At 66.4% G+C, this 12,854-nt stretch carries 15 protein-coding genes; 5 read left to right on the forward strand and 10 right to left on the reverse strand.

The annotated features are described in order from the left end of the window. Window positions 1-25: 25 nt before the first annotated feature. On the reverse strand, window positions 26-1,420 hold the full coding sequence (locus tag JW364_RS01505; RefSeq protein ID WP_055475072.1) for a recombinase family protein: 1,395 nt from the start codon (window positions 1,418-1,420) through the stop codon (window positions 26-28). A gap of 170 nt (window positions 1,421-1,590) precedes the next feature. On the opposite strand from JW364_RS01505, the gene JW364_RS24075 reads away from it, so the two are divergent. Continuing rightward, a complete protein-coding gene (locus JW364_RS24075) occupies window positions 1,591-1,761 on the forward strand; it encodes a hypothetical protein (protein WP_223258865.1) in 171 nt (56 codons plus the stop codon). A gap of 39 nt (window positions 1,762-1,800) precedes the next feature. On the opposite strand, the gene JW364_RS01515 is transcribed toward JW364_RS24075, so the two are convergent. Beyond that, window positions 1,801-2,655, reverse strand: coding sequence for a sigma-70 family RNA polymerase sigma factor (locus JW364_RS01515; protein ID WP_055475073.1), 855 nt, complete (start codon window positions 2,653-2,655; stop codon window positions 1,801-1,803). 155 nt (window positions 2,656-2,810) lie between these two features. Here JW364_RS01515 and JW364_RS01520 point away from each other — a divergent pair, with 155 nt between their 5' ends. Next, the gene (locus tag JW364_RS01520) at window positions 2,811-3,173 is read left to right on the forward strand and encodes a DoxX family protein (RefSeq protein ID WP_055475074.1); all 363 of its coding nucleotides are present in this window, start codon (window positions 2,811-2,813) and stop codon (window positions 3,171-3,173) included. A 22-nt stretch (window positions 3,174-3,195) separates the two neighbouring features. Here JW364_RS01520 and JW364_RS01525 read toward each other — a convergent pair whose 3' ends face one another. The 3 genes from JW364_RS01525 to JW364_RS01535 are packed head-to-tail and all read right to left on the reverse strand — an operon-like array spanning window position 3,196 to window position 6,416. Then, on the reverse strand, window positions 3,196-3,753 hold the full coding sequence (locus tag JW364_RS01525; RefSeq protein WP_055475075.1) for a nuclear transport factor 2 family protein: 558 nt from the start codon (window positions 3,751-3,753) through the stop codon (window positions 3,196-3,198). Continuing rightward, complete coding sequence (locus JW364_RS01530) at window positions 3,750-4,922, reverse strand: flavin reductase family protein (protein WP_055475118.1); 1,173 nt, start codon at window positions 4,920-4,922, stop codon at window positions 3,750-3,752. Before JW364_RS01530 ends, JW364_RS01525 begins: the two co-directional genes overlap by 4 nt. A 39-nt stretch (window positions 4,923-4,961) precedes the next feature. Next, entirely contained in the window at window positions 4,962-6,416 is a 1,455-nt protein-coding gene (locus JW364_RS01535) for an MFS transporter (RefSeq protein ID WP_055475076.1), read from the reverse strand. A 157-nt stretch (window positions 6,417-6,573) separates the two neighbouring features. Between JW364_RS01535 and JW364_RS01540 the strand changes: the two genes are divergently transcribed. Genes JW364_RS01540 through JW364_RS01550 form a run of 3 tightly spaced genes read left to right on the forward strand, consistent with a single transcriptional unit; the run spans window position 6,574 to window position 8,805 of the window. Further along, the gene (locus JW364_RS01540; protein WP_055475077.1) at window positions 6,574-7,869 is read left to right on the forward strand and encodes an amidase; all 1,296 of its coding nucleotides are present in this window, start codon (window positions 6,574-6,576) and stop codon (window positions 7,867-7,869) included. A gap of 25 nt (window positions 7,870-7,894) precedes the next feature. Continuing rightward, entirely contained in the window at window positions 7,895-8,173 is a 279-nt protein-coding gene (locus JW364_RS01545; protein ID WP_055475078.1) for a hypothetical protein, read from the forward strand. Then, window positions 8,170-8,805 carry a response regulator transcription factor gene (locus JW364_RS01550; RefSeq protein WP_374100783.1) on the forward strand — a complete coding sequence of 212 codons (636 nt, stop codon included), beginning with the start codon at window positions 8,170-8,172 and terminating at the stop codon, window positions 8,803-8,805. Before JW364_RS01545 ends, JW364_RS01550 begins: the two co-directional genes overlap by 4 nt. 32 nt (window positions 8,806-8,837) lie before the next feature. Here the strand turns inward: JW364_RS01550 and JW364_RS01555 are convergent, their stop codons facing one another. The 5 genes from JW364_RS01555 to JW364_RS01575 all read right to left on the reverse strand — a co-directional run bounded on the left by JW364_RS01555 (window position 8,838) and on the right by JW364_RS01575 (window position 12,806). Next, complete coding sequence (locus tag JW364_RS01555) at window positions 8,838-9,788, reverse strand: PDR/VanB family oxidoreductase (RefSeq protein WP_055475079.1); 951 nt, start codon at window positions 9,786-9,788, stop codon at window positions 8,838-8,840. Window positions 9,789-9,829: 41 nt separating this feature from the next. Further along, window positions 9,830-10,582, reverse strand: a complete 753-nt coding sequence (locus tag JW364_RS01560) for an SDR family NAD(P)-dependent oxidoreductase (protein WP_055475080.1) — start codon at window positions 10,580-10,582, stop codon at window positions 9,830-9,832. Window positions 10,583-10,596: 14 nt separating this feature from the next. Continuing rightward, entirely contained in the window at window positions 10,597-11,094 is a 498-nt protein-coding gene (locus JW364_RS01565) for an aromatic-ring-hydroxylating dioxygenase subunit beta (protein ID WP_205333736.1), read from the reverse strand. Continuing rightward, entirely contained in the window at window positions 11,087-12,364 is a 1,278-nt protein-coding gene (locus JW364_RS01570) for a Rieske 2Fe-2S domain-containing protein (RefSeq protein WP_055475082.1), read from the reverse strand. The genes JW364_RS01565 and JW364_RS01570 overlap by 8 nt, the downstream gene beginning before the upstream one ends. Before the next feature lie 76 nt (window positions 12,365-12,440). Next, a complete protein-coding gene (locus JW364_RS01575; RefSeq protein ID WP_205333735.1) occupies window positions 12,441-12,806 on the reverse strand; it encodes a hypothetical protein in 366 nt (121 codons plus the stop codon). Window positions 12,807-12,854 lie beyond the last annotated feature (48 nt).

Here is a 12,854-nt window from a genome sequence, read left to right on the forward strand (position 1 = left end):
ACCGCCGAATGGCCCAATTGATCGGTCATACCCGCCACTGCGGCTGGACACGGTTGATGTCCAGTGTTCGGGCGCCTTTGGTGCCCGGCGCGATGACCGCGTGATCGAGGACCGTTTTGATGATGGCGTGTTGCCGGTCTATCGACAGGATCTCCCAACCCTCCCGGAGTGACTGTCCAGTCCCGGCAAGCTCATACAACGCACCGTCGGACGATATAGCCGCAATGTCCTTCTGCACGCGACGAATTCGCTCCTCGATCGGGTTGCGAGCTGCCATCCACTCACGTGCGGTGATCGCCCCATCCGCATACAGCCCGGCCAACTCATCAAGCTTGGCCGTGTCGGCCGTGGCCTGCGCAGTCAACTGTGCGGTGTCCGGGCTCTGGGCAGCCTTGCCGGCCAACGCTTTCCGCAGCCCCGGCGAATCGAGCCGGGTCAGCACCGCGTCCACCAACAACTCCTCGACCGGAACCGCAACGACCGTCAGCCGACCGCAGCCACCGAAATCCGGACCGGAATTGCACACATACCGGCGTACTCGCTTCTCGGCTTTCGTCTCAATGCGCGCTACCGAGTACAGCATGTGCCCGCAGCGGCCGCACCGCAGCATCCCCGAGAACACATAACGGCGCGGCACCCGCTTGTTCGCCCGCGCTTTCGCCGCGAACACCGCCAACACCTGATCCCGCTCGGCAGGAGTGATGATCGGCTCCCACACCCCCGGCGCGATCACCTCACCATGCAACTCACGCAAACCTGCGATTCGACCCGAACGCACCAACGTCCGCAGTGTCGAGGTAACCCACGGCTTGCCACTGACGGTCGGGATCTGCTGATCATTGAGCCACTGCGCCAGCGACCGCATCGACTCCCCGGCGATCGTCCGGGCCACCAGATCCCGTACCACCGCCGCTTCGGACTCACGCAGCACCAGATTTCCCTGCTCGTACCCGAATGCGCGCTGCGCCGTTCCGTGCGGTAGTCCCGCCTCCGCATTCGCCAGTGCCTTGCGCTTGATCCGGGCAGACCGGCGACCCGATTCCTTCGCCGCAAACGCAGCGAAGATCCGCGCCATGAACAAGCCATCGTCATTGCCAAGATCGATGTCGGCGGTCACCGTCGCAACCTCGCGCACCCCGACCTGTTCACACAATGTGACGAACTCTTCGAGCTCGACCGGCCGGCGATGGAGCCGATCCAAGTTGTAAACGATCACCGCATCGCGCGACCCATTCGCCAGATCGTCAACCATCTGCCGGTAGGCCGGCCGCATTTTCCCCGAGTACGCGGACACGTCGTTGTCGACGTATTCACGACCAATAGTCCAGCCACGTCCTGCCGCCAACTTCCGACAGTCTTCCAATTGTCGTTGTACGCCAAGGCCTTTCCCCTCCTGATCGGCCGAGACTCGGGCGTACACTGCCGCTGACTGGACCCGAGTTTTCGAACTCCTCACAGAGGTTAGTTTAGCGACTAGCTAGCAACCTCAAACCGCTGTGCCGGTTCCATCACCGCATCAAGACCTTCACCAGCTGGCAGGACCACCAAGACGAGTCCCGCACCGCCTGGTTCACCACACCCACCGGGCACATGTTCGTCGGCAACGCCTTCAGCGGACGCGACCTGTTCAACAAGCTCTTCCCCAGACGGTCACCCGATCATCCCGCCCGCGACAGACTCGACACGCAGCGCGACAACGACTTCCGGCGCCACCAACGCGCCGAGAAGCGCTGGAACGACGCCAACCCGCCACCGTTCTAGAGATTCCGCTCCGGACGGAGCAGCTCCCCATATCGCCGGTCAGGACCACTCTGACACGGTGGCAAATGTCATGCGACGGATGTCGACTCTCGCGACGCGGCCGTCGACCACAACAACATCGATGACGGCGAGCGGGTGACCGCCCGGTGCGATCACATGAACCATCCGACCTCCCAGCCACATCGGCGTGCTTGCCCGGATACGGTCGGCGAAGAATCGGGTCTCCTCCGCGACCGCCCGGGCGCCCCGGACCACGGTCGGTGTGTCCGGCGGTACCAGTGACCGGTCGGCGACACGGATGCAATCCTCGGCCAACAGCGCGACCATCGCATCAAGACTGCCGCCGCGCGCCGCGGCCAGAAAGGCGTCGACGACCAGGGACGCATCACCCGACGGCAGTTCAGGGTCCAGCTCGGAGTTCAACCGCGAAGACGCGATCCGGCCGCGTGCCCGGCTCGCATGCTTCTTCGCACCGTCCACACTGGTGTCGAGGATCGTTGCGACCTCGCCGAACGGCACCGCAAAGAGGTCATGCAGCACATAGGCCACGCGTTGCGAAGGCGTCAACCGATCGAGGACCACCATCAGCGCGCGCGACACGTTCTCGCGTTGCAGGTAGAGCTCGTCGGCCGCGACAGCCTCCGCGGGGAGAGCGTCGGCGAACAGCGGATCTTCCTGTCGTCTGCCGCGGGCGCGCAACTGATCGAGACACACCCGGGTGAGTGTTGTCGTCAACCATGCGGCAGGGTTGCGGATCTCGGTGCCGTCGACACGCAGCGAGTTGAGCCACGTGCTCTGCACGGCGTCCTCGGCGTCGTGGATCGAGCCGAGCATCCGGAACGCCATGGTTGTCAGCTGCGGTCGTAGATCTTCGAACTCTGAGGTCGGTACCACCGGGTGTCACCTTCTCGTGGGGCAGGACGTCGGTACGGATGAGAGCACCACACTCACATCGTCCATCCGACAACCCACCTCAGAGGAGGACACATGTCGACCGTACCGACCCGGCCACCGCGCGGCGGAACCCGACCAGCGAAGGGCCCCCGGCGATGACCATTCCCCTGTTCGTCGCCACGATCATATGCATCGTGGCCAATGCCGGTATCGCCATCGCCGACTTCGCCCGGGCCGAGTTCGTGCTGGACAATTCGGCCGAGGTCCACGTCCCACCTCGGTTCCTGCCCCACCTCGCGACACTCAAGGCCGCCGGAGCAGCAGGGCTCGTCCTCGGGTTGACGATCGAACCCTGGATCGGCGTCGCCGCCGGAACCGGGCTCACTCTGTTCTTCGTCGGCGCGGTCATCGCCCATGTGCGGGCCCGCATCTTCTACAACATCGCGTTCCCGGGCGCCTTCCTGCTCCTCGGCGTGGCGGCAACGGTCTACATGATCCGACTGACCACAGGCGCGTGACCCGTCACCGGCGTCGAACGCCTCAGCCCATCAACACCGACGCCGAGGGGTAGCTCTCGGCGAATCCGTCGGGAAGCGGGGCGATGAAGACGTTCTCGGTGCGGGTGCGGGTGATCCGCCACCGGCCCTCATCCCTCCGGAAGGCGTTGTTCAGCCGGCTCGACCGCAGCAGGGCCGAGCCGTCGCCGAAGAGCCACGGCTGCATGTGAATCCACTGTCCCTCGGCGTCATCGCCGTCGACATGGATCTGCTCCGACGTCAGGTAGTGCGCGTTGAGCACCAGTGCCGGGTCCCGCTTCTCACTCCAGAAGCGCTGGAAGTGTTCGCGGATCGCCTGCTTGCCCTCGGCACGCCCGAACTGTCCGTCGTAGTACTCGCCGACGCCCTCCCACACCGCGTCGTCGGTGTAGAGGTCAAGGATGCGCTCGATGCGCTCGGCGTCATCCGCGAGACCGGGTTCGGGACACGGGGTGTCGCAGAGGAACATGTATCGAGCCTGGATTCGCCGGATCTCGGCTTCGGCCTCCAGGGTCTCGACCCGCGCGACGAGCGCCGAGATCCTGGCATCGTCGTCGCTCATCGGCCAAGCACCTCGACCACCGCACGCGCCTCCGAGATCCAGGCCTCGACCTCAGAGCCGTTCACGCCCAGCGGCAACTGCGACAACCGGAGCGTCATCGAGTATCCGCCGCGTGCGTCCCGGATCGGCAGGACGACGGAACCGACGTCGTAGGTCTGATCGGGTCGCACCTCGCGGAGGCGATAGTCGACGGCCGACTTCCCGATGGACTCGCAGATCTCGCGTTCCTGCGAAGGCGTCAACCGCCCTCGCTCATAGGATTTCGTCGCCTCTCGCATCTCCTCGTACGCAGTCGACGAGGCATCGGGCAGAAAGGACACCAGGTAACCGTGCCGCCGCACGAAGTCGAGACGGTCGCGATGTACCTGTCGCACATCATCGTCGGCATGCCGGAGCTTCGCCAGCCACCGCTCCCGGGTCTCGTCGTCCTGGTCGAACACGTACGTGTCCCCGATGGGCGGCACCATCGGGATGCGGTACGCGAGGCCTTCCTCACGGTCGACGCCCGGCGCGGTGGCCGACAACACGACGGCCATCTCGTCGCGGCTGACCGCGGTGAGGACCGACACCTCGCAGCCGACGGACGTCGCCAATGCCTCCACCTGCGGGCGCGCCGCGTGCGCGGCGTGGATCGTCGGCAGGATCTCGTGGTCCATTCGGGCCATCAGCGACGTCGACACGAAGCTGCCGTAGCCACCCTGGAAGAAGATCAGCGGCGACACCGGGTTGGTCACGGCCAGATCCCGCACCTCACAGAGCGTTATCCAGTGATCGCCCGCTTCGACGACGTTGCTGATGCGGGTGTCGATCCAGGCCACCGAATCCGCGAGAACCGGATCGCCCGACGGCGAAGGGAACCAGTCGATGCCCGCGAGCTTGTCCTTCCAACGCTGCGCGATGGTGAGGACGACGTCCTCCTGTTCACCGCCGAGGATGTTGATGCACAACGACTCGCAGGCCCGCATCTTCTCGAAGGTGCGCGAGGTCTTCATCGGCATGAAGGACACCAACGGCGGGTCCATCGACACCGAACTGAAAGTCCCGACGACCATGGCCAGCACGGAGCCGTCGTCACCTCGTCCCGTCACCACGACCACGCCGGTGGGATAGTGCCCCATCACATTTCGGAAGATGCCTGGGTCGATGGCACTGATCACGTTGTCGGACATGTCTTCTCCTGGGATCGAATCGTCGCGGTGGTCGGGCACTCAGGCGGTCCGGGCCTCGACCGGCTCCTTGACGTAACGCTTCTGCAGAATGGCACCGAGTCGCTCCGGCCGGAGGAAGGCGATGCACAGTGCGCCGCCGATCAGCAGGACGATGCCGGTGATCGTGAACGCCTGGTGCACGCCGGCCGCCATGTTGTCGGCCATCTCCGCGCTGGGCTTCTCACCCTTCGGCGGCGACACATACCCCGCGTCGGTCATGAGCCAGCCGACCAGGATCGGCGAGATGACCGCGCCGAACGACGCCACGCCTCCGAGGGTGGCCATGAGGATCGGTCGCTGCCGAGCGCCGACCGCGTAACCGATCGCGGTGGCGGTCATCGGGAACGCCAGGCTGCATCCACCGGCGAGGCACAGCAGTGCAACCGCAGTGATCCCGGACGACGCCTGGATGGCGATGAAGCACAACCCGGCCAGGACCGCGGCGCAGCCGAACGGGACGGCGATCGCCCGATGTGCCGAACTCCCCCGGTGCAGCATCCGGTGCCCGAGCGCACCCAGTCCGAGCAGGACGAGCGCGCCGACCACCCACGGCACGGTGGTCACCGCACCGACCTCACCGAGCGACAGCCCGACCACGGTGCCCAGGTACTGGGGCAGCCAGGTCGTCAGGAAGCCCTGCACCCAGAAGTTCGACGCCCCGCCGATCACGGCGGAGATGAACGCCAGGCTCAGCAGCGCACGCCAGATCTTGACCGGCTTCTGCTCGTCGACCGCGGAGGTCGCGACCTCCTTCGCATCGGCAACCGTCTCGTCGGTGTCGAGTGCCGGCTCGTCCGGCGACGAGGCCTTCTTGGGACGGTAGGGACCGTCCGCGCCGATCGCCCACCAGGCGATCACCCACACCAGGCCGATGATGCCCAGAACACCGAACGCCCAGCGCCAACCCCATACGGCGATGACCCAGGCCAGCAGCGGCGCCGCGAAGACAGGACCCAGCGTGGAGCCGGCGGCGATCAGGTTCGACGGCAGCGCACGACGTGTGGGCGAGAACCAGGTGTGCGCGGAGGTGAGCGACATGGCCGTCGCGGGACCCTCGGCGCCGCCGAGGATGATCCGCGTCACCAGCAGGATGGCGGCGCCGCCGCCGAGCAGCATCGGGAATTGCAGCACCGCCCAGGTGACGCCCATCGCGAACAGGATCCACTTCACCGAGATCTTCGACGCCAGGAACCCGGTGACGACCGAGACGATCGCGTACAGGAAGAAGAAGGCACTGCCGATGAATCCGAATTCGGTTGCGGTCAAGCCGAGTTCGGGCATCGCGTCGGCCGAGACCAGGCCGAGCACCGCCTTGTCGGCGAAGGCGATGATCTGGAACAGCACGAGCATGCCGGTGACGATCCAGGCCCGTCTCGACATGCGGCCGAAGTCGATTCGTCGATCGGGGGCGGTCGGCGACGACGGCGTCGTCACCGCGGGTTCTCTGAGGCTCATTGGGTTTCCTTGGACTGGCAGGGTGCGAAGACGCCGGGCTGTCGGGGGCTGGCAACGACGTTATGGCCACCCGTCCCTACGGGGATACGAGGGAAATCTTTACTGTCGCCGCGATGCGCGACAGGGCAGACTGGTCCCATCACATGAAGGAGGAACGGTGAGCTCGGCCTACTGGAAACAGCCCATCAGTGAGCAGGCGACCGCGGTCCACGAGAAGGTGGTGTCGGCGGAGATTCTCGCGGAACAGGTCCGTGAGGAGATCGTCGGCACCGACACCGATCTGCGCGCGTGGGTCGAGCTGTCCCCGGGCGTCGTCGACGAGGCACGACGGCAGGATGGGATACCGGGTCGCCGGCCCCTGCGAGGCGTCTCGCTCGGGGTCAAGGACCTCATCGACGTCGAGGGTCTGCCGACCCGTGCCGGTTCACCCGTCACGTCGTCGTCGCCGGCGGCGTCGGATGCGCCCTGTGTCAGTCGTTTTCGCGATCTGGGCGCGGTGATCCAGGGCAAGACGGTCACGACCGAGTTCGGCTACTTCTCGCCCGGGCCGACGCGCAATCCGCACCACCCCGGGCACACGCCGGGCGGGTCGTCGAGCGGTTCGGCCGCCGCCGTCGGGGCTGGCGTCATCCCGGTGGCGCTGGGTACGCAGACCGCCGGCTCGTTGACCCGGCCGGCCGCCTACTGCGGCGCCGCGGGCATGGTCCTCGCGCACGGCTCGACGGATCTGTCCGGCGTCACCGGACTCTCGGAGTCGCTGGACTCGCTGGGCATCCTCACCCGCGACATCGCCGACCTGCAGTACGTGTACACCGCCTTCACCGGCCGCTCGCCGATCGTTCCCGGTCGCTCCACCGTCCGGACCGTGGTGGTGTGGGGCGGCAGCGACCTGCACCCGATCGACCCGGCAATGGCAGACCTGGTCGACCGGCTGCCGGACCTGCTCGAGCGAGCCGACGTCGAGACCCGCGCACTCGAATTCGACGATCATGTCCGCACCCTGGCCGACGACCACGTGACCGTCATGTCCCATGAGGCGGCCGAGACCCTGGACGAGGTCGTCCGGGACCATGCGGCCGCGCTCAGCCCCGCGCTGCTCGACCTCGTCGACGCCGGCCGCGCGGTCCGGCCCGCGGACCACGCGGCCGCCCTCATCCGCCGCGACCGCTCGCGGGATCTGCTGGCCGAGACGCTCGGCGATCACACGGTGATCGTCGGTCCCGCCGCACCCGGCCCCGCACCGAGCGGCCTCGACGCGACCGGGTCGCCGGTCCTGAGCCGACCGTGGCAGCTGCTCGGCTGCCCGGTCGTCGTCGTCCCGGGGGCGACCACGGACTCCGGGATGCCCCTCGGACTACAGGTGATCGGCTTGCCGGGGCGGGAGTCGGCCCTGTTCGAGGTCGCCGCGGTGCTCGAGAACGAGCTCCGGTCCCATCCGGTCGTCCCGGTCTGATCCGGTTGCGAGAGAGAAGATCTGCATGACAGTCAAACCCCGTCCCGAGACGCACCACCGGATGTTCCTCACGTGTTACGAGGACACCTTCAACTACGGCTGGCACCATGTCGACCTGTTCGTGCACGACGAGTACGGCCGGGAGGTCAACTGGGTGCACTGGACCGTCGAGGCCGACGGCCCGGAGGCGGCCGACGAGTCGGTCCGGCGCGAGGAACCCTGGCTCAACCGGACGTCGGAGTGGCGCCATCTGGTGAGTGCCGTCGGGATGAACTACTGGACGGCCGACGCGGCGTGGACGTGACCGCATCGGATGTGACCGCGGCGGTGTACGTCGTCGACGACGACCCGGAACTCTGCGAATCGGTCGACTGGCTGCTCGGCAGCATCGGGATCTCGCCGCGGATCTGCCACAGTGCCGACGACTTCCTCGCGCAGTACTCCGGGGACACCCCCGCGTGCATCGTGCTCGACGTCCGCATGCCGACGATGAGCGGCCCGCGGCTGCAGGAGAAGCTCAACGAGTTCGCACCGCACGTCGCCATCATCTTCGTCTCCGCGCACGGCGACATCCGGATGTCGGTGTCCACCCTGCAGGCCGGCGCGATGGATTTCCTGGAGAAGCCCTACGACCCGCAGCGGCTGCTCGACGCCGTCCAGGCGGGGATGGAGAAGGCGGTCGAACGCTTCCGCACCCACGCGCAGAAGCGGTGGGTGGAATCGAAGGTCGCGCTGTTGACCCCGCGGGAACGCGAGATCCTCGCGCTGGTCGTCGAAGGTCTACCCAGCCAGAACATCGCCCGCCGCCTCGACATGAGCGTCAAGACGGTGGACGTGCACCGTGCCCGGATCAAGAGCAAGACCGACGCCGACAGCATCAGCACGCTGGTCCGGGACATCCTGCGGTTCGACGTCGAGGTGCCGACCAACCCCTAGGGCAACGGATAGGGGTGGCCGGCGCGCTCGGGTCAGTAATAGTCGAGCACGATCTTCTCGCCGGTGGTCCGCGAGACGCAGACCGCCATCACCTCTCCGGACTCTCGCTCGGCCTTGGTCAGCACGTTGTCGCGGTGCTCGGGATCACCGGAGAGGACCTGCATGATGCACGTACCGCAGATGCCCTCCTGACACGAGGTGTCGACGTCGCAGCCGTTCTCCTCGAGGACCTCGACGATGCTCCGGTCGGCCGGGACGTGATAAATCTCGCCGTCGAGTTCGACGTCGAAGGACGTGTTCTCCGACGCATCCGGCTGATCGGTGGCGTGGAAGTTCTCGAAGTGGACCGCGTCGGCCGGGATGAACTGTTCGGCCAATTCCCGGACCTTGGTCATGAACCCGTCCGGGCCGCAGACATAGACATGCGAGCCCTGCGGCGCCGATTCCAGCGCGGCGGTCAGGATCGGTCCGTGGGCCTCACGACCGACGCCGACATGCGCGTGCAGCTTGTCCGGGCAACGCTCCCGCAGCAGCGGCAGGAACGCCGCGTCATCGACTGTCCGGGCGAAGTAGTGCAGCTCGAAGCCGATCCCGTGCACGTCCATGTAGCGCGCCATGCTGAGCATCGGGGTGATCCCGATGCCGGCCGCCACCAGGACGTGATGCGTTGCTGTGGAATCGATCCCGAGCAGGTTCCGTGGCTCGCTGATCTGCAGCCGGTCGCCGACGCGCAGTTCGTGCAGTGCGGCCGAACCACCTCGGGACTGATCCTCGCGCTTGACGGCCACGGCGAAGGACTCCCGCCCGTCGGGCCGGCTGCACAGCGAGTACTGGCGGGTGATGGCGGTCGGCCCGACGACATCGATGTGCGCTCCGGGCGTGTACTCCCCCATCGTCGAGCCGTCGGGCCTCGACAGGTAGAAGGTCTTGATGCTCGGGGTCTCCTGGACGATCGCGGAGACGACGACGTCGGTGAGGGCCATGGCGGTGCTCCTGGTGGTGGCGAATAATTCTCGAGGTGCGATCAGCGGACGAAGAGCCCGCCGTTGACGTCCCAGCACGCACCCGTGACGAAGAAGGCGTTCTCGGCGGTCAGCAGGCCGACCATGTCCCCGATGAACTCGGGGCTGCCCAGCTTCCCGACGGGGATGCCGGCGATCACGGCGTCGAGTTTCTCCGGCGGCACGGTCGCCTTCACGACGGGCAGGTCGTGCGGCCCGGGCGCGATCGCGTTGACCGTGACACCCTTGGCCGCAAGCTCTTTGGCGAAGATCTTGGTGACCGTCAGGATCGCGCCCTTGGACGTGGCATAGTGCGCGCCGGTGGCGGTGCCGCCGTTCTGACCGGCCAGCGACGCCATGTTGACGATGCGGCCGTACCCCTCGTCGGCCATCGCGGCCCCGAAGACCTGGCAGCCGAAGAAGATGCTGTTGACGTTGGTGTTCAGCACGCGGGTGAAGTCCGGCTCGTCGAGCGTCATGAGATCGGCCGCCTGGGTCAATGCCGCGTTGTTCACGACGATCGTCGGTGTGCCCCAGACGGATTGCACATGCGCCAGCGCGTCGACGAAACCCTGCCGGTGCGCCACGTCGAGGACGGCCGCCCGTGCGGTCGACCCGTCGGGCGAGAGTTCTTCGGCGATGCGCTGGGCCGGATCGAGGGCGATGTCGGTGAGCAGGACGCGATGACCGTCCCGGTGCAGCCGGCGGGCGATGTGCGAACCCATGCCGCCGGCGGCACCGGTGACGACCGCGATCCCCTTGTTCGTCGAACTCATGTCCAGGTCCGTCCTCACACCAGGTAACCGGAGGCGCTGACCGCGTCCTCGCTGTCGATGAGACGGGCCACCTTCAGACTGATCCGGTCGTCACCGTCGGAACCGAGGCTGATGGTGTGGGTGAGCTCGGCGCCGATCGTCGAGAAGGCATCGCGCTTGAACGCGTTGAGGATCTGCGCGGACCGCAGGATGACGGTGTCGTCGCTGACGTCCGACACGGTGAACCGCGAGATGACCCGGACCGTGCGGGCAGCGGCGACCGCCGACGGCGCGTAACCCTGCATCATCCGTTCGACGCGCAGGCGCCGCATCCGCTGGTCGTCGTACACCATGTTCAGCGACGAGTCGAAATCGTCGGTGTCGGGATCGATCGGGATGACGTAGTGCGCGTCATCGGTGTAGAGGGCCTCCCACGCCGGGTAGTCCTTGGCGTCGAGGAGTTCGGCTTCCTTCCACACGAGCGCGATCGCGCGCAGGACGCGCGGGTCGTTGAAACTGTGCAGTTCAGTCATCGCTCATCATCTTCTTCCACATGGCGTAGGACTCGCGCATCCCCGTCTCGTCGGTGACATGCGATGTGGGCCAACCCTCTTCGGTCGTGTACTCGCGGTTCTCCCCGCGGTTGACCAGGATCGGCATGTTCGGGTTGCCACCGGCGCCGATCTGGACGCGATCCCATCCCTCGGCGTCGTCGGGGCTGCCGAAGCCGAAGGGGCCCTGGAAGTGCTCGTGGATCCGGAGGCGCTCGCGGTTGATGCTCTCCGGCCCACCGTCCATGCCGATCGCCATGTGCCACACCTCGGTCACGTCCACGCTGATCGGGATGAGAACCCGGAAGAACGACGACGACATGGCGATGTTCGGGAACATGTTGAGGTTGAACCCGCAGCCGTGCATCGAGCGCATGTAGCGACGGATGCGTTCGGGACTCTCCCCCGCCTCGGCGAGTTCGTCGACGAGATGCTGGAACCGCGGCTGCACCTCCTCGGAACCGTCGTCGATGTCGAGGTCCGCGTGCGCGGCCGCCATGATCGCGACGCTGTGACCGTTGCCGAGCGCGTGCGTCTCGGCGGCCGGATCGTCCATGAACGACATCATGTTCGCGGTCTCGGCGTCGACAGAGGCCATCCACGACTTGTGCACCATCGGGAAGTGGTAACCGTCGGTGGTGTTCTCGAGCTGGATCTTCCAGTTGCCCTTGAACCGGAACTTGTGACTGCCGAGGACCTTGGTGGGGAATCCGTTGGACTGCTTCAGGAATCGCTCCATCCAGATCTTCGCATCACCCAGGTGGTCTTCGAGCGGTTCGATCTCGGTGTTGAACGTCGCGAAGATCATGCCGAGATAGCTCTCGGTGCGCAGCTTCTGCAGGGGGAAGTCGTTCTTCTCGACGACGCCCTCGTAACCGTCCGGGTACGGGATGCCGCGCAGTCGACCGTCGAGGGTGTACGACCAGTTGTGGTACGGGCAGGTGAAGCCGTTGGCCTTGCCGCTGCGCTGGTCGCACACCGTCGCCCCGCGATGCCGGCACCGGTTGAGCAGGGTGTTGAAGTTGCCCTTGCGATCCCGGGTCACGATGACCGGTTGGTCCCCGACCTGGGTGGTCTTGAACGAGCCCGCCTCGGGGACCTCGCTCTCGTGCGCGACCCACACCCAGGTGCGGTAGAAGATCTTGCGCATCTCCTCGGCGAAGATCTCGGGATCGGTGTACAGCTGACCGGCGACGCGGTCCTTCTCGGCGAGGTCCGCGAAGCCGCGGGTCGGCCGCTCGATGGTGGTCATCGATGTTCCTTCGTGTGTCGACCGCGCCGGGGCGCGGAGAGGGGCTGTCGGTGCGCGAGAGATCAGGAGGCGGTGCTCATGAGGGGACGTCGTCGCGGATGGTGAGGGCTCGTCCCATCCGCGCCTCGACCTTGAAGTACTTCCAGAGCGCATGTTCACCGACCATGATGGTGCGCAACAGGTTGCAGGCCGCCCGGACGGTCGGCTGGTCGCGCACGTCGGCGAGGACGTAGAACGTCCACGGCCAGCCGTCGGACGGGCCGACCATGTGGGCGTCGTCGTCGTCGAAGGTCCCGATGATCTCGACACCGTCGAGGTTCTTCAGACTCGTGAGGAACTCCATCGTGGCCTCCCACACCGGACCGATGTCGGCCTTGGGCAGGTCGAAGAAGTTCTGGTTGTTCCCGACACAGAACAGCGTGCGCAACGGTTCGTCGGACATGGGTGATGGTCTCCTCGCGGTCGTGACGTCTGGGCTGGATGACGGGTG

It is taken from the genome of Gordonia sp. BP-119 (genome assembly GCF_016924115.1).
GTDB classification, from domain to species: domain Bacteria; phylum Actinomycetota; class Actinomycetes; order Mycobacteriales; family Mycobacteriaceae; genus Gordonia; species Gordonia hongkongensis.

Excerpts from the sequence above, each read along its gene's own strand:
- JW364_RS24075 (WP_223258865.1), top strand. The coding sequence starts at position 1,591 with ATGTTCGTCGGCAACGCCTTCAGCGGACGCGACCTGTTCAACAAGCTC.
- JW364_RS01520 (WP_055475074.1), top strand. The coding sequence starts at position 2,811 with ATGACCATTCCCCTGTTCGTCGCCACGATCATATGCATCGTGGCCAAT.
- JW364_RS01525 (WP_055475075.1), bottom strand. The coding sequence starts at position 3,753 with ATGAGCGACGACGATGCCAGGATCTCGGCGCTCGTCGCGCGGGTCGAG.
- JW364_RS01530 (WP_055475118.1), bottom strand. The coding sequence starts at position 4,922 with ATGTCCGACAACGTGATCAGTGCCATCGACCCAGGCATCTTCCGAAAT.
- JW364_RS01535 (WP_055475076.1), bottom strand. The coding sequence starts at position 6,416 with ATGAGCCTCAGAGAACCCGCGGTGACGACGCCGTCGTCGCCGACCGCC.
- JW364_RS01545 (WP_055475078.1), top strand. The coding sequence starts at position 7,895 with ATGACAGTCAAACCCCGTCCCGAGACGCACCACCGGATGTTCCTCACG.
- JW364_RS01555 (WP_055475079.1), bottom strand. The coding sequence starts at position 9,788 with ATGGCCCTCACCGACGTCGTCGTCTCCGCGATCGTCCAGGAGACCCCG.
- JW364_RS01560 (WP_055475080.1), bottom strand. The coding sequence starts at position 10,582 with ATGAGTTCGACGAACAAGGGGATCGCGGTCGTCACCGGTGCCGCCGGC.
- JW364_RS01565 (WP_205333736.1), bottom strand. The coding sequence starts at position 11,094 with ATGACTGAACTGCACAGTTTCAACGACCCGCGCGTCCTGCGCGCGATC.
- JW364_RS01570 (WP_055475082.1), bottom strand. The coding sequence starts at position 12,364 with ATGACCACCATCGAGCGGCCGACCCGCGGCTTCGCGGACCTCGCCGAG.
- JW364_RS01575 (WP_205333735.1), bottom strand. The coding sequence starts at position 12,806 with ATGTCCGACGAACCGTTGCGCACGCTGTTCTGTGTCGGGAACAACCAG.